A 24,132-nucleotide genomic window follows, 5' to 3' on the forward strand; every position below is an offset into this window, starting at 1 on the left:
GAACGAGGGAATCGTCGGGCACCACACTGACGCACCGCCCCGCCGGAGACCAAGGTCACCGGCGGGGCGGCGGCGTTGTACCCCTCCGCCGCCACCGGCGCGGTCTTTTGCCGGTGCGTAGTCGCGCGATTACTGTCTGGCTGCCGCGCAGCTCCCGGTCTCCGTCCGCCCGTCCCGGGCGGCAGGGGCTGCGCACTACCGCGTCAGCGGAAGGGAGTGCGGCTACCTGTGGTGTCCCATCGCCGTTCCACACCGTCCGGCTTCACCAGAGGCGTCCGGATCACGGTCGTCTCGGCGGCCGCCGCCACCGCGGCCGCGACGCTGACCGGGGCCCCGGCGAGCGCCGACCCGAAGGAGACCCGCGAGAGCGCCAAGGCAGCCGTCGACCGCCTCTACGGGGAGGCCGAGCAGGCCACCGAGCGCTACAACGAGGCCGGGGAACGCGTGGACCGGCTGCGCGGCGAGGCGGACCGCTCCCAGGACGCCACGGCCCGGGGCCAGGAACGCGTCAACCGGATGCGCGACGCGCTGGGCGCGATGGCGGGCGCGCAGTACCGCACCGGCTCCATCGACCCGGCGCTCGCCCTGCTGCTCTCCGCCGACCCGGACACCTACCTGGAGCGGGCCGCCGCCCTCGACCGGGCCGGCGCCCGCCAGGCGATGACCCTGGACAAGCTGCGGCACGCGCAGCGCAAGCTCGCCCAGACCCGCGCGGAGACCACCCGCGCCCTGACGGAGCTGGAGCGCAACCGGGCCGCCGTCACCCGCCACAAGCGCGCCGTCGAGTCCAAGCTCCGCGAGGCCCGCCGGCTGCTGGACTCGCTGCCGCCCGAGGAACGCGCCACCTTCGACCGGGCCTCCCGCTCCGGCCGCGAGGGACCGCCCGACCTCTCCGGCGTCGCACCCGGCTCGGGCCGCGCGATGTCCGCCGTGGCCGCCGCCCACCAGGCGCTCGGGAGACCCTACGTCTGGGGCGCCAACGGGCCCTCGGGATTCGACTGTTCCGGCCTGATGCAGTGGGCCTACGCCCAGGCCGGGGTGAGCCTGCCCCGCACCTCCCAGGCCCAGCGCCACGCGGGCCGCATGGTGCCCCTCTCCCAGGCGCGGCCGGGGGACCTGGTCGCCTACCGCGCGGACGCCAGCCACATCGGCATGTACGTCGGCAACGGGCAGGTCATCCACGCCCCCTACCCGGGCGCCCCGGTCCGCTACGATCCCGTCGGCATGATGCCCGTCTCCTCGGTGACCCGGATCTGACCGTACGACAGGATCTGACCGTACGATCGGCAGGGTGGCCGTACGAGGACGTGACGCGCGAGGGGGACGCCCCCGGGGACGACGGCGGGCGGCGGGCCCGCTGCTCGCCGTGCTCCTGACCGCGGCCGCCTGCACGGCCCCCGCCGACACGGACACCCACCTCACCACCGGCGCCCTCGACGCCACCCTGGAACGCCGCGCGGCGGCCGTCCTCGCCCACGACCCGGCGGGGTACGTCGACGGCCTCGCGCCGGACGCCGCGAAGCTGCGGGCCGCCCAGCGCACCGAGCTGGACCGGCTCGCCGACGTGCCCCTGAAGTCCTGGACCTACGACGTCAAGGACATCACCCAGCAGGACGGGCAGTGGGCCACCGCCGACGTGGAGCTGCGCTACCGCATCGACGGGTACGACACCGCCCCGGTCGCCACCCGCCGCGTCCTGGAGCTGATGCGCGACGGCGAGCGCTGGTACATCACCGCCGACCGGCCCGCCGAGGGAGCCTCCGGGCAGCTGTGGCAGCAGGGGGACGTCGAGGTCGTCGAGGGCGCCCACAGCATCGTCCTGGGCGTCGGCCAGTCCAAGGGCGAGCTGCGCCAGGTCGCCGACACCGTGGACCTCGCCGTGCCGGCCGTCTCGGACGCCTGGCCGAGGCCCTGGACCCGCCGGGTGGTCGTCCTCGTCCCGGACTCCGTCGAGTCCATGGCCGGGTTGCTGGGCTCGCCGGAGTCCGACTACCGGGGCATCGCCGCCGTCACCACCGGCGAGGTCGGCGGCACCGGCGAGCGCCCGGCCATCGCCGACCGGGTGATCGTCAACCCACAGGCGTACGCCACCCTGGGCAGCTTCGGGCAGCGGATCGTCCTGACCCACGAGACGACCCATGTCGCCACCCGGACCAGCACCTCCACCGCCACCCCGGTCTGGCTCTCCGAGGGCTTCGCCGACTGGACCGCCTACCGGGGCGAGGACCGCGCCGCCGACACCATCGCCCCCGAACTGGCCGAAGCCGTCCGCAGCGGCCGGACCCCCGCCGAACTCCCCGCCGACCCGGACTTCGGCTTCGACGGAGACCCGGCGAGACTCGCGGGAGCCTACGAGGGCGGCTGGCTGGCCTGCGAGCTGATCGCGGAGCGGTGGGGCAAGGAGAAGCTGATCGCCTTCTACGAGGCCGTCGGCGCGCACGACGGGCGCGAGGGGGCGGTGGAGCAGGCGCTGAACGCGGTGCTCGACACCACCCCCGGGCAGTTCACCGCCGACTGGCGCGACTACCTCGCCACCCGGCTCGGCTGACCCCCGCCCGCGAGAAGAGCGCCCCGGGCACGCGGCCTCCCCGGCACCGTCGACCGCCACAGCCGCCGCGCCGCGACCAGCGAGGCGGCCACCAGCAGCCCGTTCCGTACGAGAAGGAGCGCCACCCCCCACACGTCGCTCGCCACCACATGGCCGAAGCCGACCGGGAACTCCAGCAGCGTCACCCCCGCCGCCACCAGCACCAGCACCGCCGGAAGCGTCATCGCCGCCCCCCGGAACACCAGGCACACCGCCGCGAGCCCGACCAGCCACACCACGTACTGCGGGCTGATCACCCGGCTGGTGACCGTGAACAGCAGCACCGCGGTGAACGCCGCCTCGGCCGGGGTGCGGGCGGCGAACGTCCGGGCCCGCAGCCGCCACAGCAGCAGCCAGCCCAGCGCCAGGACGCCGAGCCCCAACGCCAGCGTCGACACCAGCTCCACGTGCGGGCCGACGAACTCCAGCGAGCCGTAGCGCAGCTCCACCCGCCCCTCCCAGCCGAAGTGCCGCGCCACGTGGAAGACCAGCGCCCCCAGGGACTCGACCTCGGTGCCCCGGTCCCGCTGGAAGGCCAGGAACGCGAACGCCCCCGGCATCCACAGCGCGAACGCCGCCGCGAGCCCCGCCGCGGTCAGCGCCGCCGACGTCCACGCGGCCCGCGTCGGAGACCCCTTGCGCACCCCGGCCAGCAGCAGCGCGGGCCAGCCCTTCAGCAGCGCCCCGAACGCCGCCAGCGCCCCCAGCGCACGGGGCCGGCGCACCCCTGCCAGCAGCGCCGCCACCGCGACCGCCGTCACCATCAGGTCGTAGCGGGCGTAGACCGTCGGACCCAGCAGCGGCACCCCCGCGACCCACACCCAGGCGCCCGCCTCCCTTAACCCCGGCCGTCGGCCCGCGTACAGCAGCAGCCCCAGCACCAGCGCGTCGCAGAGCAGTACCAGCACGAAGAACGCGGTCGCGTACTCCAGGAACGGCAGCAGGGCGGGGGAGAGGATCGCCAGGGCGGCCCCGGGCGGGTACTGCCAGGTGACGTCGGACAGCGGATACGTGCCGGTCAGCAGCGTCTCGTACCAGCTCCGGTAGATCACCGACACGTCCACCGTGACGTCCGGGCCGGGCACCGTGACCACCTGGAACACACAGGCCAGCAGCCAGGCCCGGGTCAGCGCCCACAGCGCGTACGGCCACGGCCCGGCACCAATGGGTTCTCGTCCCGTCGCCGTCGTCGCCGTCATGGCCGCCTCTTCGTCGCTCGTGTCCGGCCGGGTTCCCGGCGGCTCATGATGCCGTCGGCAGAGCGCGTCAGCGGTGAAGCGCGGCCGTTCGGTACTGTCGGCGACGATGGACAAGACCTTGATCGTGACCAATGACTTCCCGCCCCGCCCCGGTGGCATCCAGGCGTTCCTGCACAACATGGCGCTGCGCCTGGACCCCGACCGGGTCGTCGTCTACGCCTCCACCTGGAAGCGCGGCGAGGAGGGCGCGGCGGCCACCGCCGCCTTCGACGCCGAGCAGCCGTTCCCCGTGGTCCGCGACCGGACGACGATGCTGCTGCCGACCCCGCGCGTCACCGACCGGGCCACCGGTCTGCTGCGCGAGCACGGCTGCACCTCCGTCTGGTTCGGCGCCGCCGCCCCGCTAGGCCTGATGGCCCCCGCGCTGCGCCGCGCGGGCGCCCGGCGGCTCGTCGCCACCACCCACGGCCACGAGGCCGGCTGGGCGCAGCTGCCCGCCTCCCGACAGCTGCTGCGCCGGATCGGCGACGCCACGGACACGATCACCTATCTCGGTGAGTACACCCGCTCCCGGATCGCCGGGGCCCTCACCCCCGAGGCCGCCGGGCGCATGGTCCAACTGCCGCCCGGCGTCGACGAGAAGACCTTCCACCCGGCGTCCGGCGGGGACCGCGTCCGGGCCCGCCTCGGGCTCTCGGACCGCCCCGTGGTCGTCTGCGTCTCCCGTCTGGTGCCGCGCAAGGGCCAGGACACGCTGATCCTGGCCATGCCCGCGATCCTCGCGCGGATCCCGGACGCGGTGCTGCTGATCGTCGGCGGCGGACCGTACGCCAAGGACCTGGAGCGGCTCGCGGCCCAGACCGGTGTCCAGGACTCGGTGCGCTTCACCGGCCCGGTGCCCTGGGCCGAGCTGCCCGCGCACTACGGGGCCGGAGACGTCTTCGCGATGCCCTGCCGCACCCGGCGGCGGGGGCTCGACGTGGAGGGCCTCGGGATCGTCTACCTGGAGGCGTCCGCGACCGGGCTGCCCGTGGTGGCCGGCGACTCGGGCGGCGCCCCGGACGCGGTGCTCGACGGCGAGACCGGGTGGGTGGTGCGCGGCGGCAGCGCCGAGGAGTCGGCGGACCGGATCGTGACGCTGCTCGGCGACCCGGAGCTGCGGCAGCGGATGGGGGAGCGGGGCCGGGCCTGGGTCGAGGAGAAGTGGCGCTGGGACCTGCTGGCGGAGAAGCTCAAGACCCTGCTGTGACCACGCCGTACGACGGAGGAGCCCGCGCCTGGTCACCAGGCGGGGGCCCCTCCGTACACGTCGCACCGCTCAGGCGCGGTACACCCCCCAGGCGCGGCCTACCCCTCAGGAGCGGTAGATCGACTCCACCTCGTCCGCGAAGTCCTTCGCCACCACGTTCCGCTTCAGCTTCAGCGACGGCGTGATGTGGCCCGCCTCCTCGGTGAACTGAGCGGGCAGGATACGGAACTTGCGCACCGACTCGGCCTTGGAGACCGCCGCGTTGCCGTCGTCCACCGCCCGCTGCACCTCGGCCAGCAGCTCCGCGTCCTCGCGCAGCGACAGGGCCGTCGAACCGGCCGGCTTGCCGTTCTCCTCGGCCCAGCGGCTCAGGAACTCCTCGTCCAGCGTGACCAGCGCGCCGACGAACGGACGGCCGTCGCCGACCACCATGCACTCCGCGACCAGGGCGTGCGCGCGGATGCGGTCCTCGATCACCGCGGGGGCGACGTTCTTGCCGCCCGCCGTCACGATGATCTCCTTCTTGCGGCCGGTGATCGCGAGGTAGCCGTCCTCGTCGAGCGTACCGATGTCCCCGGTGTGGAACCAGCCGTCGGCCAGCGCCTCGGCCGAGGCCGACTCGTTGTTCCAGTAACCGGTGAACAGGTGCTCGCCGTGCAGCAGCACCTCCCCGTCGTCCGCGATCCGCACGACCGAACCGGGCAGCGGCTGGCCGACCGTGCCGATCTTCGGCCGGTCCCACGGGTTGAACGCGGTCGCCGCGCAGGTCTCGGTCAGGCCGTAGCCCTCCAGGACCGTGAAGCCGATGCCCCGGTAGAAGTGGCCGAGCCGCTCGCCCAGCGGAGCGCCGCCCGAGATCGCGTACTCGCCCCGGCCGCCGAGGACGGCGCGGAGCTTGCCGAAGACCAGCTTGTCGAAGAGTTTGTGCTTGAGCCTCAGCCCCAGCGCCGGGCCCTGCGGGGTGCTCAGCGCCCGGCTGTAGGCGATCGCCGTGTCGGCCGCCCGGTCGAAGATCCTGCCCTTGCCGTCGGCCTGAGCCTTGGCACGGGCCGCGTTGTAGACCTTCTCGAAGACCCGGGGCACGCCCAGGATCAGCGTCGGCCGGAACGAGGCCAGCTCGTCCGTGAGGTTCTTGATGTCCGGCACACAGCCGAGCTTGATCGGGGCCATCACCGAGGCCACCTCGACCAGCCGGCCGAAGACGTGCGCGGCGGGCAGGAACAGCAGCACCGAGCACTCGCCCGTACGGAAGAGGGGCTTCAGCCGCTCCACCACGTTGCCGCACTCCGCGAAGAAGCTGCGGTGGGTGAGCACACAGCCCTTGGGGCGGCCCGTGGTGCCCGAGGTGTAGACGATCGTCGCCGGGTCGTCGGCCTTGGCGCTGCGCGTGCGCAGGTCCATGGTCTCCTCCGAGACCTCGGCCCCCGCCCTGCCCAGCGCGTCCACCGCGCCCGCGTCGATCTGCCAGACGTGCTCCAGCTCCGGCAGCGCGTCCCGTACGGACGCCACGGAGGCGGCGTGCGCGTCGCTCTCCACGAGCACCGCCACCGCCCCCGAGTCACCGAGGATCCACTGCACCTGTTCGGCGGAGCTGGTCTCGTACACCGGCACGGTCACCGCGCCCGCGCTCCAGATCGCGAAGTCCAGCAGCACCCACTCGAAACGGGTGCGCGACATCAGGGCGACCCGGTCGCCGGGCTGCACGCCCGAGGCGATCAGACCTTTGGCGGCGGCTCTCACCTCGGCCAGGAACCGCGTGGCACTGACGTCCGTCCAGACGCCGGCCACCTTGCGGCTCATCACCGCGACTTCGGGATGCTGAGCGGCATTGCGGCGGATGAGATCCGTCAGGTTGCCGTCCGTCGGGACCTCGTACAGGGCCGGAAGGCTGAACTCGCGCAAGACTGCTGCTCCTCATCGGGCTCCGGTGCCACGGCTCTGTGTGACGCACCGGCTGCGGTCCAAGACTGGCGGGTGCTCAGTGGGGTGAGCACGACTGGACTGCCCGGACGTTACCCACCGGTACTCGGTTCCGGATAGGGGGTTCCGGCCAGATGTCTTATGCATCACACATATAAATGGCCCTTTCGCGCACAGTAGTCCACCGCCGTCCCGACGTGGAAGTAACCGCAGGTCCGGACGGTCTACCAGCGACGGAAGCGGCACCCTAGGGTGATCCCATGCGAGGCAGCGAACCGGACAGCCGGGACCGGGCCGGGGAAACGACCCGGATCCACGTGGTCAGCGACGTACACGGGAACGCCGAGGCCCTGGCCCGCGCCGGGGACGGCGCGGACGCCCTGATCTGCCTCGGTGACCTGGTGCTCTTCCTCGACTACGCCGACCACTCGCGCGGCATCTTCCCCGACCTGTTCGGCAGGGAGAACGCCGACCGCATCGTCGCCCTGCGCACCGCCCGCCGCTACGACGAGGCCCGCGCCTTCGGCCGCGAGCTGTGGGCGGGCCGCGACCGCGACACCGAGATCCTCGGCGCGGTCCGCAGGCAGTACGCCGAACTCTTCGCCGCCTTCCCCGCTCCGACGTACGCCACCTACGGCAACGTCGACGTCCCCGACCTCTGGCCCGAGTACGCCCGCCCCGGCACCACCGTCCTCGACGGCGAACGCGTCGAGATCGGCGGCCGGGTCTTCGGCTTCGTCGGCGGCGGCCTGAAGACCCCGATGAACACCCCGTACGAGATCAGCGACGAGGAGTACGCCGCCAAGGTCGAGGCGCTCGGCCCGGTCGACGTCCTCTGCTCGCACATCCCGCCCGAGGTCCCCGAGCTGACGTACGACACCGTCGCCCGCCGCTTCGAACGCGGCAGCCGCGCCCTGCTGGAGGCGATCCGCTCAACCCGCCCCCGGTACGCGCTTTTCGGCCATGTTCACCAGCCGTTGGTCCGCCGGATGCGGATCGGTACCACCGAGTGCGTCAACGTCGGCCACTTCGCCTCGACCGGAACACCCTGGGCGCTGAGCTGGTGACCGCGGGCGGCCGGGGCGTGGACCGGGGCGCCCCGGGCACGCGATAGCCTGCACAGCGGCAGGCTCCTGCCGAACGCGACCGGTAACACCGCACTGGAGGGCCACGGCGATGGCTGAACACACCAGCTCGAGCATCACGATCGAGGCGGCACCGGCCGACGTCATGGGCGTGATCGCCGACTTCGCCCGCTACCCGGAGTGGACCGGCGAGGTCAAGGAGGCCGAAGTCCTCTCCACCGACGACCAGGGCCGCGCCGAGCAGGTCCGCCTCGTCCTGGACGCCGGAGCGATCAAGGACGACCACGTCCTCTCCTACACCTGGACCGGCGCGAACGAGGTCAGCTGGAGCCTCGTCAAGTCCCAGATGCTGCGCTCCCTGGACGGCACGTACGCGCTGGCCCCGCTCGGCGGCGGCGAGCGCACCGAGGTCACCTACAAGCTCGCCGTCGACGTCAAGATCCCGCTGCTCGGCATGATCAAGCGCAAGGCCGAGAAGGTCATCATCGACCGCGCCCTCGCCGGCCTGAAGAAGCGCGTCGAGTCCGCACCGGGGAACTGAGGGCCGTGCGTACGGTCCTGGTCACCGGCCCCGGCGGCGCCGGCCGCTCCACCGTCGCCGCGGCCACCGCGCTGGCCGCCGCCGCGAGCGGCAGCCGCACGCTCCTGGTCTCCGCCGAGGCCGCCCCCGGCTTCCCGGCCGCGCCGGAACCGACCCGGGCCGCCGACCGCCTCGACCACGCCCGCATCGACTCCGGTGAGCACTTCCGCGCCGAACTCACCGAGCTCCAGAAGCGCGCCTCCGGCGTCCTGGACCTGCTCGGCGCCGGCCGGCTCGCCGGCGAGGAGCTCACCGAGCTCCCCGGCTCTCCGCAGCTCGCCCTGCTGCACACCCTGCGCCGGGCCGCCGAGGGCGACTGGTCCGGCTACGACACCCTCGTCGTCGACCTCCCGCCGCTCGCCGAAGCCCTGGCCCTGCTCGCCCTGCCGGAACAGCTGCGCCGCTACCTGCGCCGGCTGCTCCCCGCCGAACGCCAGGCCGCCCGCGCCCTGCGCCCGGTCCTCGCCCAGCTCGCCGGGGTCCCGATGCCCGCGCAGTGGCTGTACGAGGCCGCCGCCCGCAAGGACGCCGAGCTGGCCGCCGTCCAGGCCCTGATCGAGGACGGGGCCACCACGCTCCGCCTGGTCGCGGAGCCGGGCCCCGCCGGCGAGGACGCCCTGCGCGCCGCCCGGACCGGCCTCGCCCTGCACGGACTGAGCGCCGACCTGCTGGTCGCCTCCCGCGTGCTGCCCCGGCACTCGCCCGACCCCTGGTTCGCCGCGCTCGCCGCCCAGCAGGAGAAGTGCCTGGACCACTGGCACCAGGACGTGGCCCCGGACCTCCCCGTGCACGAGGCCCTCCACCTGGGCCGCGACCCGCAGGGGCCGGACGACCTGGCCGCGCTGGAGATACCCGCCCCCGACGACCGGACGCCCGGCCGGGCCGAGGACCCCTGGTGGATCGAGGAGGACCCGGAGGCCGAGGACGGGACCCGCACCCTCACCTGGTGCCTGCCCCTGCCCGGGGCCGCCAAGGAGCAGCTGCGCCTGGTCCGCCGGGGCGACGAACTGCTCCTGACCGTCGGCCCCTTCCACCGCGTCGTGCGGATCGCCTCCGCGCTGCGCCGCTGCACCGTCTCCGGCGCGGCCCTGGCCGACGGGGTGCTGCGCGTGCGGTTCACGCCGGATCCGGCCCTGTGGCCGCGCACCTCCTGAACGGCCTGCGGCCATTCGGGTAACGTCGGTAGTACGTGTACCGCAGGCCGACCGTCGGCCGCCCCGCGTAGCAGGAGTCCGCCATGAGTGAAGCCACCGATCGTCCCGTCGACGGCGACGCGTGGGCCGACGCCTGCGCCGAGGACCTCGCGGCCGAGAAGGCCCGCCGCCGGGCCCAGTACGGCCCCCAGCCCGGATCCGCCGCCGAGGAACTGCGCAAGCTGGTCGACGCGGTCGCCGACAAGGTCTCCTCGCTCCAGACCCCGCTGCTGGGCGCCGCAGCCCAGGGCGCGGTCCAGCAGGCCATCCGGCAGGCGAAGTCCGCCGTCGAACCGGTCATCGAACGCAACCCCCAGCTCTTCGACCACCTCGCCGCCGCGGGCAGCGAACTGCTGGCCGCCTACCGCTCCGCGGTCGAGGGCCAGGAGAGCCGCTGGACCCGTACCACCGAGGGAGCGTCGGGCGCCGCGCGCCCCGCCGACCCCTCGAAGAAGGCCGCCGACGACCCGTCCGACCCCCGGGACGAAGGCCCCTCCGGCACCGAGCGCATCGACCTGGACTGACCGGGCACATCGGCCGCCACCGGCCGGACGACCGGCTGATACCGACCGGACGACCGGCCGTCACCGACCGGACACATCGGCCGGGACCGACCGGTCCCGGCCGGGCCGGGCCACGCCTCGGGTACGGTTGCCCCTAGCGGGGCTCGACCGAAACTGAGGGATTCATGGGACTCACCATCGGCGTCGATATCGGCGGCACGAAGATCGCGGCTGGAGTGGTCGACGAAGAGGGCCGGATCCTCTCGACGTTCAAGGTGGCGACCCCGCCGACGGCCGAAGGCATCGTCGACGCGATCTGCGCGGCGGTGGCCGGCGCGAGCGAGGGACACGAGGTGGAGGCCGTCGGCATCGGCGCCGCCGGTTACGTCGACGACAAGCGCGCCACCGTGCTCTTCGCACCGAACATCAACTGGCGTCACGAGCCGCTCAAGGACAAGGTCGAGCAGCGCGTCGGCCTGCCCGTCGTCGTGGAGAACGACGCCAACGCCGCGGCCTGGGGCGAGTATCGCTTCGGGGCCGGCCAGGGGCACGACGACGTCATCTGCATCACGCTCGGCACCGGCCTCGGCGGCGGCATCATCATCGGCAACAAGCTGCGCCGCGGACGTTTCGGTGTGGCCGCCGAGTTCGGCCACATCCGGGTCGTCCCGGACGGACTGCTCTGCGGCTGCGGCAGCCAGGGCTGCTGGGAGCAGTACGCCTCCGGCCGCGCGCTCGTCCGATACGCGAAGCAGCGCGCCAACGCCACCCCCGAGAACGCCGCCGTGCTGCTCGGCCTCGGCGACGGCTCGGTGGACGGCATCGAGGGCAAGCACATCAGCGAGGCCGCCCGCCAGGGCGACCCGGTGGCCGTCGACTCGTTCCGCGAGCTGGCCCGCTGGGCCGGCGCCGGACTGGCGGACCTCGCCTCGCTGTTCGACCCGTCCGCGTTCATCGTCGGCGGCGGTGTGTCGGACGAGGGCGAGCTCGTCCTCGACCCGATCCGCAAGTCGTTCCGGCGCTGGCTGATCGGCGGCGAATGGCGCCCGCACGCCCAGGTGCTGGCCGCCCAACTCGGCGGCAAGGCAGGGCTCGTGGGCGCGGCCGACCTGGCCCGCCAGGGCTGAGAACGGCTTCACCCGACCCACCGGACGCCCGTCGTCGCCCTCCCGGGCCACGGCGGGCGTCCGTCGTATCGTGACCCGCATGGTCCTGACGCCCCTGCCCGTCTCCCGTACCGAGCCGGACGGTTCAGCCGTCATCAGAGTGCTGAGCTACAACGTCCGGTCGATGCACGACGACACCGCCGCGCTGGCCCGCGTCATCCGCGCGTGCGCGCCCGACCTGGTCCTCGTCCAGGAGGCCCCGCGCTTCTTCCGCTGGCGCAAGGCCGCGGCCCGGCTCGCCAAGAGCAGCGGCCTGGTGGTGCTGAGCGGCGGGGCCACCGCCGCCGGGCCGCTGCTGCTGTGCTCGCTCCGGGTGGCCGTCGAGCGCACCGAGGACGTCCTGCTGCCGCTCACCCCCGGCCTGCACCGCAGGGGCTTCGCCACCGCCGTGGTGCGGATCGCCGGGGCCAGGCTCGGGGTGCTGAGCTGCCATCTGAGCCTCCAGCGCGACGAACGCCTCGCCCAGGCCGGCCTGTTGCTGGAACGGCTGGCAGCGATGGGCGTGGACCACGCCGTGGCGGGCGGCGACCTCAACGACGTACCGGCCGGCAAGGCGTTCCGGCACCTGGCCGGGCCCCTCCAGGACGGCCGGGCCGTCGCTCCGTGGGGCGGCGAGCTGACGTTCCCGCCCGCCGAACCCCGTAAGCGCATCGACGCCGTCTTCGCGACCCCGGGCATCGAGGTGCTCGGCTGCGGTGTGCCGAGCGGGCTGGACGGGGTGAGCGGACACGACCTGAGGGCGGCCACGGACCACCTGCCGGTCCTGGCCGCCCTCAGGATTCCCGCGGGCCAAGGGCTGCGGGAAAGCCCTCACACCACCGCGCCGCGCCCCGGGTCGCCGTAGGTGTCGTCATCGTCGTCGTGCGGCATCCTGGCCACCAGGGTGGCGAAGCCGCCGAGGAAACCGCCGACGCAGAGCGTGGTGAGCCACCACGTCATCTCCCAGCGGAGCATCACCGCGATCAGCATCAGGACCGGCCCGCCGATCACCGCGAGCCAGGCGAACTTCGCCGTGACGTCGGCCTCCGGCAGCGGCGGCGGCTCCGGGGGCACGAAATGGCCCTCGTCCCCGTCGTCCGGCTCGCCGACGCCGTCGTCCTTGGACTCGGGCAGCTCGTAGTCGCGGGGGCCGGCCACACCGGGCGCGAAGACCACGGAGCTGCCGAGCGGCTTCTTCTCCGGCGGCTTCGGGGGCGTCTTGCCCGACCCCTTGTCCGCCTGATCACCGGCGGAGCCGTCCTTCGGCCCCAGCACATTGCGCTGATCGTCCTCCAGCAGCGCCAGGTCCTCGACAGCCTTGAACGGCTTGGCGCCCGGCGGGTCCGGCGGCTCCTCCCCGTACCCCTCGACGATCGCGGCCCACGCCGCGTCCTCGTCGATCGCCCGATCCTGCTCCGCTCCCTGCGCCCCCTCCGGCGTCGTCCCCTCGGGGACGGCCGCGGGCTCCGTGGGGCGCGGCTCGCGCTCCTCGTCGCTGCCTGTGCGTTCCGCGTCGTGCTCAGCCACCGGACGTGCTCCCCTTCATCCCGACGCTCGGTGCGAGACGGCCGATGAACCGGTAGCTCTCATCGAAGATCCGCTCCGCGTCATGGTCCAACGTCGCCACGTGGTAGCTCTGTTCCAACAGGATCTCCGAGACGTCCGTCGAGGAGATCCGGCTCAGGATCCGCGCGCTGTCCGCGGGCGGCACGACATGGTCCTGCGCGCTGTGCAGCACCACCACGGGCTGGGTCACCTGCGGCAGCTCCCCGTCGACCAGCCGGAAGAACTTCCGCACCGAGTGCGCGGCGTGCAGCGGCACCTTGGCGTAGCCCACCTCGTGCGAGCCCGGGAGCGCGATGTCGCCGGCCAGGCCCTTGGTCGTCCGCACCAGATGACGGGCCACCGGCAGGGCGTACGCCGAGAGGCCGTGCACCTTGTTGGCCGGGTTGACCAACACCAGACCGCTGATCGCGTCCCCGTGCTTGGCCGCGAGCCGCAGGCTCAGCGCGCCGCCCATGGACAGACCGAAGACGAAGACCCGCTCGCACTTCTCTCCGAGGACCCGCAGCTCCCGGTCCACCTCCGCGTACCAGTCCTGCCAGCCGGTGACCGCCATGTCCTCCCAGCGGGTGCCGTGGCCCGGCAGCAGCGGCAGCGAGACCGTCAGCCCGCGCTCGGCGAGATAGTCCGCCCAGGGGCGCAGCGACTGCGGCGATCCGGTGAAGCCATGACAGAGGAGGACGCCGACCTCTCCGCCCTCGTGGCGGAACGGCTCGGCTCCAGGGAGGACCGGCACCAGGGTCTCCTGTTCGTGGGACGGGGCGGGCGGGCACCTGGGGGAGTGCTTGACGGATGACTTCACCGTACGCGACCGGACCGACACCGACCAGGGCCGTCACGCCCCCCTGGGGCCGCCCCGCACGGCCCGCGCGGGCAGTCCGGTCCGCCCATGCCGGGCACAGGCCGCGAGGACCTCACAGGCTAAGGTCTCAACCACAGCACACAGGAGGCACAAGAGTTGATCTACGGCGCAATGAAGTTCTCCATCGGCGGGTCCCTGAAGCTCGCCTTCCGGCCGTGGGTGGAGGGCCTGGAGAACATCCCCGAGCGCGGTCCGGCGATCCTCGCGAGCAACCACCTGTCGTTCTCCGACTCGTTCTTCCTCCCGGCCGTGCTGGACCGCAAGGTCACCTTCATCGCCAAGGCCGAGTACTTCACCGCCCCCGGGGTCAAGGGCAAGCTCACCGCCGCCTTCTTCAAGGGCGTCGGCCAGCTCCCCGTCGACCGCTCCGGAGCGCGCGGCGCGGGCGAGGCGGCGATCAAGGCGGGCATCCAGGTCGTCGAGAGCGGCGGCCTCTTCGGCATCTACCCCGAGGGCACCCGCTCGCCCGACGGCCGCCTCTACCGGGGCAAGCCCGGCGGTCTGGCCCGGGTCGCGCTGGCCACCGGAGCGCCCGTGATCCCGGTCGCCATGATCGACACCGAGAAGATCCAGCCGCCCGGCCAGGTGATGCCCAAGCTGATGCGCCCCGGCATCAAGATCGGCAAGCCGCTGGACTTCAGCCGCTACCAGGGCATGGACGGCGACCGCTTCATCCTGCGCTCGGTGACCGACGAGGTCATGTACGAGATCATGAAGCTCTCCGGCCAGGAGTACGTGGACGTCTACGCCACCGCCGCCAAGCGTCAGATCGCCGACGAGGCGAAGGCGCGGGCCCAGGAGGCGAAGGCCAGGGCCGAAGAGGCCAAGCGCGCCCAGCAGCAGACCGCCGCGAGCGACGAGAACGGAACGGAACGGTCCGGCGCGTAACCGCGTCGTTCACCGTCCGGGGGGTGGGGGGCCATGGCCAAGCGTGAGCGGGTCGTACGGATGTCGGTCGAGCTGCCGCTCTGGCGCGCGCTGACGGGCTACCGCGTCCTGACGATGCTCTACGCGGTGCTGCTCGCGATCTTCGGGAAGGACGACTTCGGCCGGCAGAGGTTCGAGCGGCCCTGGGTGGCCGTCGCCTATCTGGCGTTCCTCCTCGTCTGGACGCTCGCCACGCTGCCGAAGGTCCGCTCGGCGGCGAGCTGCACCAAACGCTTCCTCGTCGCGGACCTGGTCGTCGCGCTGACCGGCATCCTGCTCACCCCGCTCGCCGACTTCGACTCCCAGTCGTTCGACGGCCCGACGCTGCCGTCGATCTGGACGGCCGGCGCGGTCCTCGCCTTCGCGATCAAGGGCGGCTGGCGGTGGGCGGCCTTCGCCTCCACGTTCGTCGCCGCCGCCAACATCATCCAGCGCGGCGAGCCCAGCCGGGACACCTACCACAACGTCCTGCTGGTCTGGGTCGCCTCCATCGCCATCGGGTACGTCGTCGAGGTCGCCCGGGCCAGTGAACGCACCCTGGCCCGCGCTTTGGAGATCGAGGCCACCACCCGCGAACGCGAACGGCTCGCCCGCGACATCCACGACAGCGTGCTCCAGGTCCTCGCCATGGTCCAGCGCCGGGGCACCGCCATCGGCGGCGAGGCGGCCGAGTTGGGCCGGATGGCGGGGGAGCAGGAGGTCGCCCTGCGCACCCTGGTCTCCAGCGGCCTGGTCCCACTGACCCGGGTCTCCGAGGACGCCGCCGAGGGGGCCGTCGTCCGCACGGTCGACGTGGACGACGACGAAGGCTCCGGCGCCGGGGCCGCGTGCGACCTGCGCGCCCTGCTCGCCCCGCACGCGGGATCCCGCACGAGCTTCGCGGAGCCGGGCGCCCCGGTTCTGCTCCCCGCCGAGTCGGCCCGTGAGCTGGCCGCCGCCGTCAGCGCCGCCCTGGACAACGTGACCGTGCACGCCGGTCCGGACGCCCAGGCGTGGATCCTGGTCGAGGACGAGCCGGACGAGGTGATCGTCACCGTCCGGGACGACGGCCCCGGCATTCCGGAGGGGCGGCTCGCCCAGGCGGAGGGGGAGGGGCGGCTCGGCGTCGCGCTGTCCATCCGGGGCCGGCTGCGCGACCTGGGCGGCACGGCAGAGCTGATCTCGGTGCCCGGACAGGGCTGCGAGGTCGAGTTGAAGGTTCCCAAAGCACCGAAGGTTTCCCGGGGGAAGGCAGGATCGGCCCGATGAGTACACAGAGCACGGCGCAGGACGAGCAGGGGGCCGGGGACCGGCCCATCAGGGTCATGGTCGTCGACGACCACCCCATGTGGCGCGACGCGGTCGCCCGCGATCTGGCCGAGTCCGGCTTCGACGTCGTCGCGACCGCCGGGGACGGCCCGCAGGCGGTCCGCCGGGCCAAGGCCGTGAGCCCGGACGTCCTGGTCCTCGACCTGAACCTCCCCGGCATGCCCGGCGTCCAGGTCTGCAAGGAGCTCGTCGGCTCCCACCCGGGCCTGCGGGTCCTGGTCCTCTCCGCGAGCGGTGAGCACGCCGACGTCCTGGAGGCGGTGAAGTCCGGGGCCACCGGCTATCTGCTGAAGTCCGCCTCCACCCAGGAGCTGACCGACGCGGTCCGCTCCACCGCGGCCGGCGACCCGGTCTTCACCCCGGGCCTGGCGGGCCTGGTCCTCGGCGAGTACCGCCGGCTCGCCTCCGACCCCGTTCCCGTGGCGTCGAACGAGCCCAAGGCCCCGCAGCTCACCGACCGGGAGACCGAGGTGCTGCGCCTGGTCGCCAAGGGGCTCTCGTACAAGCAGATCGCCGAGCGCCTGGTCATCTCGCACCGCACCGTGCAGAACCATGTGCAGAACACCCTCGGCAAGCTCCAGCTGCACAACCGGGTGGAGCTCGTGCGGTACGCCATCGAGCGCGGCCTCGACGACGTCTGACCGGCGGGGCCGGGGGCGGAGCCGTATATTCGCGATGTCCGGCCCCCTTCGCGCTGTCCGGACATGCGCGATGTGCGGCCCGCCCGCGGAAACAGAGGGAGTACCGGTGGAAATCCTGGCCTTCGGTGTGCAGTCCGACGAGAAGCCCCTGATCGAGAAGGCCTTCGAGGGGCTGCACGAGGTCCGCTGCCTGGACGTCTTCCTGAACCGGGACACCGCCCCCATCGCGGCCGGCCATGAGATCGTCTCCACCAGCGTCAACGCCGACCTCGGCCCCCAGGTGCTCCAGACGCTCGCCGCGGGCGGCACGCAGATGATCGCCCAGCGCTCCACCGGCTTCAACAACATCGACCTGGAGGTCGCCGAGCGCCTCGCCCTGCGCGTCGCCCGGGTCTCGTACTACTCGCCGTACTCGGTCGCCGAATTCGCCTGGACGCTCGCCATGGCCGTCAACCGGCGCATCATCCGCGCCGCGAGCCGCACCCGGGACTTCGACTTCCGCCTGGACGGGCTGCTCGGCCGGGACATGCGCGGCCGGACCGTCGGGGTGCTCGGCACCGGGAAGATCGGCGAGGCGTTCACCCGGATCGCCCACGGCTTCGGCATGAAGCTGCTCGGCTGGGACGTGGCCCAGAACCCGGCCTGCGTCGAGCTGGGCATGGAGTACGTCGACAAGGACCGGCTGTTCGCCGAGGCCGACCTGATCAGCCTGCATGTGCCGCTGCTGCCCAGCACCCACCACATCCTGGACGCGGCCGCCCTCAAGGCGATGAAGGACGACGCGATCCTCGTCAACTCCAGCCGCGGCGGCCTCGTCGACACCGCCGCCCTGGTCACCGAGTTGCGCGCGGGCCGCTTCCTCGGCGTCGGACTCGACGTGTACGAGGCGGAGGCCGGGCTGTTCTTCCTCGACAAGTCCCTGGAGGGCATCGACGATGACACCCTCGCCCGTCTGGTGACCTTCCCCAACGTCGTCGTCACCTCCCACCAGGCGTACTACACCGAGGACGCGGTGGGCCAGATCATCGACGCGACCGTCAAGAACGTCACCGACTACCTGGCCCGCCGCCACAGCGAGAACGTCCTCGTGCCGAGGGCGTGATGCCGCCCCTCAGAGGCCGTCGGGTGACCTCGGGGCGGGCAGCCTCTCAGCTCCGCACCACCGGGAGCCCCGCCAGCAGCTCCGTCACGATCACCGAGCCCCGCACCGTCAGCACCGATTCCGGGTGGAACTGCACGGAGGCGAAGCCGGGACCGCGCAGCGCGTGCAGCTCGCAGCTCGCCTCGTCGCGGCTCACCTCGATCCCGTGCGCGGCCAGCTCGACGGCGGCCGGGCCGTCGCACCGCCCGGTGAAGCTGTTGTAGAAACCCACCGTCTCCGGCCGGCCGAACAGCTCGATCCGGGTCTGCGCCCCCTGGTACGGCACGGCCTTGCGCACGATCTCCAGACCCAGCTCCGCCGCGATCAGCTCGTGCCCGAGGCAGACCCCCAGCAGTCCGTGCCGGTGGTCCCGCACCAGCTCGGCGGTGATCTCCCGCAGCAGCCGCATCTTCGGATCGGTGAGATCGCCCGGATCGCCCGGCCCCGGGCCCAGCACCACGGGCCCTTCGTGTGCCCGGACCACCTCGCGCAGTCCCGGCTCGTCATAGCGGCGCACCGAGACGTCGAGACCGGACGCCCGCAGCAGATGGGCCAGCATCGCGGTGAACGTGTCCTCGCCGTCCACCACCAGCGCGTGCCCCGAAAGATCCCGGGTGCGCTCCTGCATCCGCAGCCAGAACGGCGCGAGCCCTCCGCGCCGGTCGTCCAGCGCCGCCTGCACCCGGGGGTCGGACGCCAGCCGCGGGCGGTCCGCCTCCGCCCCGGGCCGGCCCGGCCGCACCCCCAGCGCGGCGAGCACCCCGGCCGCCTTGGCATGCGTCTCGGCGACCTCGCTCTCCGGGTCCGAGTGGCGTACGAGGGTGGCCCCGACCGGCACCTTCAGCGAGCCGTCCGGGGCGATGTCGGCGGTACGGATCAGGATCGGCGAGTCCAGCGTCTGCGCCCCGCTCGCGTCCGTGCCCAGCAGGGCCAGCGCGCCCGCGTAGTAGCCGCGGCCCCCGGACTCGTACCGCTCGATGACCCGGCACGCGTTCTGCACCGGGGAGCCGGTGACGGTCGCCGCGAACATCGTCTCGCGCAGCACGTCCCGCACATCCAGCGAGGACTTCCCGCGCAGCTCGTACTCGGTGTGCGCGAGGTGCGCCATCTCCTTGAGCCGGGGCCCGACCACCACCCCGCCCATGTCGCCCACCGTGCACATCATCTTCAGCTCCTCGTCGACCACCATGGACAGCTCCTCGCTCTCCTTGCGGTCCCCCAGGAACGCCAGCAAGCTCTCGGCGGTGGGCCCATCGGCCGGGTAGCGGTACGTCCCGCTGATCGGGTTCATCACGACCGTCCCGCCGGACATCCGTACCTGCACCTCCGGACTCGCCCCCACCAGCGTCCTGTCCCCGGTATGCACCACGAACGTCCAGTACGCGCCCCGTTCGCCCGCCAGCAGCCGCCGGAACAGCGCCAGCGCGTCCGCCCGCCCGAACCCGGGGATCTCGCCCCGGAACGTCCGCCGGATCACGAAGTTCGCGCCCTCGCCCTGCCCGATCTCGTCCCGGATCACCCGCCGCACGATCTCCGCGTACTCCGCGTCCTCCACGTCGAAGCCACGGTCCTCCACCCGCACGTCATGGCCGGGCAGCGCCGCCAGCAGCTCCGCGAGCTCCAGCTCGTGCGTCTCGTCGGCGACCAGCACGCTCAGCGGGGTGCCGTCGTCGCGCACGTCGAAGCCGCGCTCGGCGATCTGCCGGAAAGGCACCAGGGCCAGCGCGGGCGCCGCCCCCACCGGCAGGTCGGCCAGCCGGGCCGCCTCCCGCACCCCGCCGATCAGCAGTTCGACGTGATCGTGGTCACGGCCTGGCGTGCGCCGGCGCAGCAGGGCGAACGGCGGGGCGTCCTCCGCCAGCAGCCGGCGGACGAGACCGGAGGCGGAGCGGGATGCGGTCTGCGACATGGGAGCAGGTTCCTTCCGGACGGCCCGTACGGCGTTCCGTACGGGATTCACAGGGGAGGAACGGCTCCGCAACGCAGAAAGGCCGCCCCTCGGGCGGCCTTCGCGAAGTGTCAGCGCGATGAATCAGCGGGCCGCCGGATGAGCGGTCCACCACCAGTTCTGGATCGAGATCTCGATCAGTCGCGTCGACATGCCCCGACCCTAGCGGACCGGTCAGGGCATCGGAGCGCGTGTCTCATCTGTTGAGCGCACGGCTGGACGCCTCTTGCGACCCCGTAATGTTGTGCTCGTGACCGTGAACGCCAATACCTCCGTCGCCGGTGGCAACACCTGGCGAGACCTTCCCGCGGCGCAGCAGCCCGAGTACCCCGACTCCGAGGCCCTGCGCGATGTACTCGCGGACCTCGCGTCGTATCCGCCGCTCGTCTTCGCCGGCGAGTGCGACCAGCTGCGCGCCCGCCTGGGAGCCGTCGCCAAGGGCGAGGCGTTCCTGCTGCAGGGCGGCGACTGCGCCGAGGCCTTCGACGCCGTGTCCGCCGAGCACATCAGGGCCAAGCTGAAGACGCTGCTCCAGATGAGCGCCGTCCTGACCTACGCGGCCTCCGTGCCCGTGGTGAAGGTCGGCCGCATCGCGGGCCAGTACTCCAAGCCGCGCTCCAAGTCGACCGAGACCCGCGACGGCGTGACCCTGCCGACCTACCGCGGCGACTCGGTGAACGGCTTCGCCTTCACCGAGGAGGCCCGGATCCCGGACCCCGCGCGGCTGAAGCAGATGTACCACGCGTCCTCCTCCACGCTGAACCTGGTGCGCGCCTTCACCACCGGCGGTTACGCCGACCTGCGCCAGGTCCACGCCTGGAACCAGGACTTCGTGAAGTCGTCCCCCGCCGGCCAGCGCTACGAGGCGCTGGCCCGCGAGATCGACAACGCGCTGAACTTCATGAAGGCGTGCGGCACCGACCCGGCCGAGTTCAAGGCGGTCGAGTTCTACGCCTCGCACGAGGCGCTGCTGCTGGACTACGAGTCGGCGCTGACCCGTACGGACTCGCGCACCGGCGAGCTGTACGACACCTCCGGCCACATGGTCTGGATCGGTGAGCGCACCCGCCAGATGGACGGCGCGCACATCGAGTTCGCCGCCCGGATCCGCAACCCGATCGGCATCAAGCTCGGCCCGACGACCACGGTCGACGAGGCGCTCGGCTACGTCGACCGCCTCGACCCCGAGCGCGAGCCGGGCCGGCTGACCTTCGTCGTCCGGATGGGCGCCGACAAGGTCCGCGACAAGCTCCCCGAGCTGGTCGAGAAGGTCACCGCCTCCGGCGCGACCGTCGCCTGGGTGACCGACCCGATGCACGGCAACACCTTCGAGGCCGCCTCCGGCCACAAGACGCGCCGCTTCGACGACGTCCTGGACGAGGTCAAGGGCTTCTTCGAGGTCCACAAGGGCCTCGGCACCCACCCGGGCGGCATCCACGTGGAGCTGACCGGCGACGACGTCACCGAGTGCGTGGGCGGCGGCCACGAGATCTTCGTGGACGACCTGCACCAGCGCTACGAGACGGCCTGCGACCCCCGGCTCAACCGCAGCCAATCCCTCGACCTGGCCTTCCTCGTCGCCGAGATGTACCGCGACCAGTAGCCCGGCGGGCCGGGAGGGTTCCCGGCAGTCGCACCTGTGGGGCACGGATCCATGTGATCCGTGCCCCACAGTCGTATCCGGGCTTTTACGCCGGTTGAGCGGCGGGTAAGGTTAGGTTAGCCTCACCGTGGAAATCGGAGCGGCGCCCGTGACCGACCCGCAGGGAGGTGAACCGCATGTACGTCTGTTCCTGCTTCGGCATCACGGAAGCACAGGTCAAGAAGCATGCGGACGCCGGAGCCTGCACACCCCGGCAGATCGCCTCGGCCTGCAAGGCCGGGACGGACTGCGGTGGATGTGTACGCCGCATCCAGGCGCTGCTGGGCCGGGGCGACTGCCCCCGTCGTGAGCTGCTCGACCAGCGGCAGGAACCCGCGACCGGCTCCCTCGCGCACCCGGTCGCCGCGACCGTCGCGGCATCGGCCGCCGCGGCAGCCGCCATCGGCGCGATCCGCGACGTGACGCTCTCCGACGCCGCCTGACCGCCCCGCGCGCCCCGCGCGCCCCGTGAACAGTCTCCGCCCGGGTGCGGCCCCGGTCAGCTGTCCGGCTGCTCGATCAGCTGGGCGATGTAGAGCGGCTCACCGAGCTTCTCGACCAGCTCCAGCTGGGTGTCGAGATAGTCGATGTGGTGCTCCTCGTCCGCCAGGATCGACTCGAAGATGTTCGCGGACGTGATGTCGCCCTTGCCGCGCATCACCTCGATACCGCGCTTGAGGCGGTCGATCGCCTCCACCTCGACCTGGCGGTCCGCCTGGAACATCTCGGTGACCGTCTGGCCCACCCGCACATGGAAGAGCCGCTGGTAGTTCGGCAGCCCTTCGAGGAACAGGATCCGGTCGGTGAGGATCTCGGCGTGCTTCATCTCGTCGAAGGACTCGGCCCGGGTGTATTTGGCGAGCTTCGTCCACCCGAAGTTGTCCTGCATCTTGGCGTGCAGGAAGTACTGGTTGATGGCAGTCAATTCGGCGGTCAGCTGCTCGTTGAGAAACTCAAGGACCTCGGGGTCGCCCTGCATGGCAAAGGCTCCTTCCAACCGGTGATCGATCTGGCGAGTTGGCGAGATCCTCGCACCGCGCCCGGCGGCCGTCCAGTAAGTGCACGCTTAGTACGAGTTGCCCGGATGGGATACTCCCCTGGTCATGACCACCCCTGCCTGTCTGTCACCATGGAGGCATGGGTCAGCCGGAAAGCCGGGAAAACCGCGAGGCAGAGCAGTCCGAGCTTCCGCCGGGACAGCGACTGCAACGCGGATGGCCGGTCACCCACTACGGGCCCGTTCCCAAGTTCAAGCCCGACCGCTGGGAGTTCCGGGTCTTCGGGGCCACCGCCGACGGTGACAAGCACTGCTGGAACCACCAGGAGTTCTCGGCGTTGCCGTTCTCCTCGGTCGTCGCCGATCTGCACTGCGTGACGAAGTTCAGCATGATCGGCGCCGAATGGGGCGGGATCCCCGCCCGTACGGTCCTCGAACTGGCACCGCCCGCCCCCGACGCCACCCATGTGATGGTCTGGGCGGAGTACGGCTTCTCATCGAACCTGCGCCTCGACGACTTCGCCTCCGAACGCACCCTGTTCGCCACCCACAAGGACGGCGAACTCCTCACCGCCGAGCACGGCTTCCCGCTCCGCCTCGTCGTCCCGCATCGGTATGCCTGGAAAGGCCCCAAATGGGTCCGGGGCATCGAGTACATGACGGCGGACCGGCGCGGATTCTGGGAGGAGCGGGGCTACCACAACATCGGCGACCCCTGGGGCGAGCAGCGCTACTCCTATCAGGAGGAGCCCGGGGACGGCCCCGAGCTCTGACCCGTCTCCCGTAGCCCTTTCAGCCGGGCCACGTCCGCCGCGTGCCCGTCCTTGCCGCCGGGCGTCTCGATGACCAGCGGCACGCCTTCGGTCGCCGGATGCGCGAGCAGCTCCCGGAAGGGCTCCACCCCGATGTGACCGGCGCCGATGTTCTCGTGCCGGTCCTTGTGGGCGCCCACGACGTCCTTGGAGTCGTTGGCGTGGATCAGCTTGAGCCGTCCCTCGCCGACCGTGTCCACCAGCAGGTCGAGCGTCTGCCGCATCCCCGAGGGGCCGGCCAGATCGTGCCCGGCGGCGTAGATGTGGCAGGTGTCCAGGCAGACGCCCAGCTTCGGGTGGGAGTCCAGCGCCTCGAAGTACGGACCGAAGTCCCAGGTCCGCGAGCAGAGCGAGAAGCCCTGGCCGGCCGTCGACTCCAGCAGCAGATCCGGGGAGTCGTCGTGGGTCAGCTCGTCCAGCAGCGGGCGCATGTGCTCGCGCACCTGGGCCAGCGCATCGGCGCGCGGCCGTCCGCCGGTCGCCGAACCGGTGTGCACCACCACGCCCAGCGCGCCGATCTCGCGGGCCCGCCGCAGTGAGTGGCGTAGGGACTCCACGGACTTCTCGACCGTCGCCTCGGTGTGCGAGCCGAAGTTGATCAGATACGGGGCGTGGACGTACGCCGGGATCGATTCCGCCGCACACGCGGCCCGGAACAGCTCGTCCTGCGCCGGGTTCCCGGCGGGCGTGGCCCAGCCGCGCGGATTGGCCACGAAGACCTGCACGGTCTCCGCCGCCAGCTCCCGGGCGTACTCCAGGCCGACCTTGGCCAGACCGCCGGCCACCGGGACGTGTCCACCCACCGGATTGCGCAGAGCGTGCATCTGGTT

24 protein-coding genes are annotated in these 24,132 nt (G+C 72.4%); 16 read left to right on the plus strand and 8 right to left on the minus strand.

The window, feature by feature from the left end; translation table 11 throughout:
* Nucleotides 1-228: 228 nt before the first annotated feature.
* Together D581_RS0111840 and D581_RS0111845 are read left to right on the plus strand one after the other, a co-directional pair.
* Nucleotides 229-1,257, plus strand: coding sequence for a C40 family peptidase (locus tag D581_RS0111840; RefSeq protein WP_018957433.1), 1,029 nt, complete (start codon nt 229-231; stop codon nt 1,255-1,257).
* A 34-nt stretch (nt 1,258-1,291) separates the two neighbouring features.
* On the plus strand, nt 1,292-2,548 hold the full coding sequence (locus D581_RS0111845; RefSeq protein WP_199787794.1) for a hypothetical protein: 1,257 nt from the start codon (nt 1,292-1,294) through the stop codon (nt 2,546-2,548).
* Here the strand turns inward: D581_RS0111845 and D581_RS0111850 are convergent.
* On the minus strand, nt 2,524-3,786 hold the full coding sequence (locus D581_RS0111850) for a glycosyltransferase 87 family protein (RefSeq protein ID WP_018957435.1): 1,263 nt from the start codon (nt 3,784-3,786) through the stop codon (nt 2,524-2,526). The genes D581_RS0111845 and D581_RS0111850 overlap by 25 nt on opposite strands.
* A gap of 106 nt (nt 3,787-3,892) precedes the next feature.
* Between D581_RS0111850 and D581_RS0111855 the strand changes: the two genes are divergently transcribed.
* A complete protein-coding gene (locus D581_RS0111855) occupies nt 3,893-5,035 on the plus strand; it encodes a glycosyltransferase family 4 protein (RefSeq protein WP_026290434.1) in 1,143 nt (380 codons plus the stop codon).
* Between the two features lie 105 nt (nt 5,036-5,140).
* Here the strand turns inward: D581_RS0111855 and D581_RS0111860 are convergent, their stop codons facing one another.
* Nucleotides 5,141-6,937, minus strand: a complete 1,797-nt coding sequence (locus tag D581_RS0111860) for an AMP-dependent synthetase/ligase (RefSeq protein WP_018957437.1) — start codon at nt 6,935-6,937, stop codon at nt 5,141-5,143.
* Between the two features lie 278 nt (nt 6,938-7,215).
* On the opposite strand from D581_RS0111860, the gene D581_RS0111865 reads away from it, so the two are divergent.
* The 6 genes from D581_RS0111865 to D581_RS0111890 all read left to right on the plus strand — a co-directional run bounded on the left by D581_RS0111865 (nt 7,216) and on the right by D581_RS0111890 (nt 12,326).
* Complete coding sequence (locus tag D581_RS0111865; RefSeq protein WP_018957438.1) at nt 7,216-8,022, plus strand: metallophosphoesterase family protein; 807 nt, start codon at nt 7,216-7,218, stop codon at nt 8,020-8,022.
* Between the two features lie 109 nt (nt 8,023-8,131).
* A complete protein-coding gene (locus D581_RS0111870; protein WP_018957439.1) occupies nt 8,132-8,581 on the plus strand; it encodes an SRPBCC family protein in 450 nt (149 codons plus the stop codon).
* A gap of 5 nt (nt 8,582-8,586) precedes the next feature.
* Nucleotides 8,587-9,774, plus strand: a complete 1,188-nt coding sequence (locus D581_RS0111875; RefSeq protein WP_018957440.1) for an ArsA family ATPase — start codon at nt 8,587-8,589, stop codon at nt 9,772-9,774.
* A gap of 83 nt (nt 9,775-9,857) precedes the next feature.
* Nucleotides 9,858-10,337, plus strand: a complete 480-nt coding sequence (locus D581_RS0111880) for a DUF5304 domain-containing protein (protein ID WP_018957441.1) — start codon at nt 9,858-9,860, stop codon at nt 10,335-10,337.
* A 164-nt stretch (nt 10,338-10,501) separates the two neighbouring features.
* Nucleotides 10,502-11,443, plus strand: coding sequence for an ROK family glucokinase (locus D581_RS0111885; RefSeq protein ID WP_018957442.1), 942 nt, complete (start codon nt 10,502-10,504; stop codon nt 11,441-11,443).
* 79 nt (nt 11,444-11,522) lie between these two features.
* Complete coding sequence (locus D581_RS0111890) at nt 11,523-12,326, plus strand: endonuclease/exonuclease/phosphatase family protein (protein ID WP_018957443.1); 804 nt, start codon at nt 11,523-11,525, stop codon at nt 12,324-12,326.
* On the opposite strand, the gene D581_RS0111895 is transcribed toward D581_RS0111890, so the two are convergent.
* Together D581_RS0111895 and D581_RS0111900 are read right to left on the minus strand one after the other, a co-directional pair.
* Nucleotides 12,293-12,988: a hypothetical protein gene (locus D581_RS0111895; RefSeq protein WP_018957444.1), complete on the minus strand. Its 696-nt coding sequence runs from the start codon at nt 12,986-12,988 to the stop codon at nt 12,293-12,295. The two genes, D581_RS0111890 and D581_RS0111895, sit on opposite strands and share 34 nt — an antisense overlap.
* Nucleotides 12,981-13,760, minus strand: a complete 780-nt coding sequence (locus D581_RS0111900; protein WP_018957445.1) for an alpha/beta fold hydrolase — start codon at nt 13,758-13,760, stop codon at nt 12,981-12,983. The genes D581_RS0111895 and D581_RS0111900 overlap by 8 nt, the downstream gene beginning before the upstream one ends.
* A gap of 222 nt (nt 13,761-13,982) precedes the next feature.
* On the opposite strand from D581_RS0111900, the gene D581_RS0111905 reads away from it, so the two are divergent.
* The 4 genes from D581_RS0111905 to D581_RS0111920 all read left to right on the plus strand — a co-directional run bounded on the left by D581_RS0111905 (nt 13,983) and on the right by D581_RS0111920 (nt 17,864).
* Nucleotides 13,983-14,774: a lysophospholipid acyltransferase family protein gene (locus D581_RS0111905; RefSeq protein ID WP_026290436.1), complete on the plus strand. Its 792-nt coding sequence runs from the start codon at nt 13,983-13,985 to the stop codon at nt 14,772-14,774.
* A 33-nt stretch (nt 14,775-14,807) separates the two neighbouring features.
* Nucleotides 14,808-16,061 carry a MacS family sensor histidine kinase gene (gene macS, locus D581_RS0111910; protein ID WP_018957447.1) on the plus strand — a complete coding sequence of 418 codons (1,254 nt, stop codon included), beginning with the start codon at nt 14,808-14,810 and terminating at the stop codon, nt 16,059-16,061.
* Entirely contained in the window at nt 16,058-16,762 is a 705-nt protein-coding gene (locus D581_RS0111915) for a response regulator transcription factor (protein WP_018957448.1), read from the plus strand. Before macS ends, D581_RS0111915 begins: the two co-directional genes overlap by 4 nt.
* 106 nt (nt 16,763-16,868) lie before the next feature.
* Nucleotides 16,869-17,864, plus strand: a complete 996-nt coding sequence (locus D581_RS0111920) for a 2-hydroxyacid dehydrogenase (protein ID WP_018957449.1) — start codon at nt 16,869-16,871, stop codon at nt 17,862-17,864.
* A gap of 46 nt (nt 17,865-17,910) precedes the next feature.
* Here the strand turns inward: D581_RS0111920 and D581_RS0111925 are convergent, their stop codons facing one another.
* Complete coding sequence (locus D581_RS0111925; protein WP_018957450.1) at nt 17,911-19,812, minus strand: phenazine-specific anthranilate synthase component I; 1,902 nt, start codon at nt 19,810-19,812, stop codon at nt 17,911-17,913.
* A gap of 123 nt (nt 19,813-19,935) precedes the next feature.
* Nucleotides 19,936-20,004 carry a trp operon leader peptide gene (locus D581_RS1000000140685; protein ID WP_106431529.1) on the minus strand — a complete coding sequence of 23 codons (69 nt, stop codon included), beginning with the start codon at nt 20,002-20,004 and terminating at the stop codon, nt 19,936-19,938.
* A 103-nt stretch (nt 20,005-20,107) separates the two neighbouring features.
* Here D581_RS1000000140685 and D581_RS0111930 point away from each other — a divergent pair, with 103 nt between their 5' ends.
* Both D581_RS0111930 and D581_RS0111935 read left to right on the plus strand, forming a co-directional pair.
* Nucleotides 20,108-21,454 carry a class II 3-deoxy-7-phosphoheptulonate synthase gene (locus tag D581_RS0111930; RefSeq protein WP_032752694.1) on the plus strand — a complete coding sequence of 449 codons (1,347 nt, stop codon included), beginning with the start codon at nt 20,108-20,110 and terminating at the stop codon, nt 21,452-21,454.
* Between the two features lie 176 nt (nt 21,455-21,630).
* A complete protein-coding gene (locus D581_RS0111935; protein WP_018957452.1) occupies nt 21,631-21,936 on the plus strand; it encodes a (2Fe-2S)-binding protein in 306 nt (101 codons plus the stop codon).
* A 56-nt stretch (nt 21,937-21,992) separates the two neighbouring features.
* On the opposite strand, the gene bfr is transcribed toward D581_RS0111935, so the two are convergent.
* Nucleotides 21,993-22,472: a bacterioferritin gene (gene bfr / locus D581_RS0111940; protein WP_018957453.1), complete on the minus strand. Its 480-nt coding sequence runs from the start codon at nt 22,470-22,472 to the stop codon at nt 21,993-21,995.
* A 158-nt stretch (nt 22,473-22,630) separates the two neighbouring features.
* Here bfr and D581_RS0111945 point away from each other — a divergent pair, with 158 nt between their 5' ends.
* On the plus strand, nt 22,631-23,263 hold the full coding sequence (locus D581_RS0111945; RefSeq protein ID WP_018957454.1) for a sulfite oxidase-like oxidoreductase: 633 nt from the start codon (nt 22,631-22,633) through the stop codon (nt 23,261-23,263).
* Here the strand turns inward: D581_RS0111945 and D581_RS0111950 are convergent.
* The gene (locus D581_RS0111950; protein WP_018957455.1) at nt 23,230-24,126 is read right to left on the minus strand and encodes a deoxyribonuclease IV; all 897 of its coding nucleotides are present in this window, start codon (nt 24,124-24,126) and stop codon (nt 23,230-23,232) included. The genes D581_RS0111945 and D581_RS0111950 overlap by 34 nt on opposite strands.
* Nucleotides 24,127-24,132: the final 6 nt, after the last annotated feature.

It is taken from the genome of Streptomyces sp. CNB091, assembly GCF_000377965.1.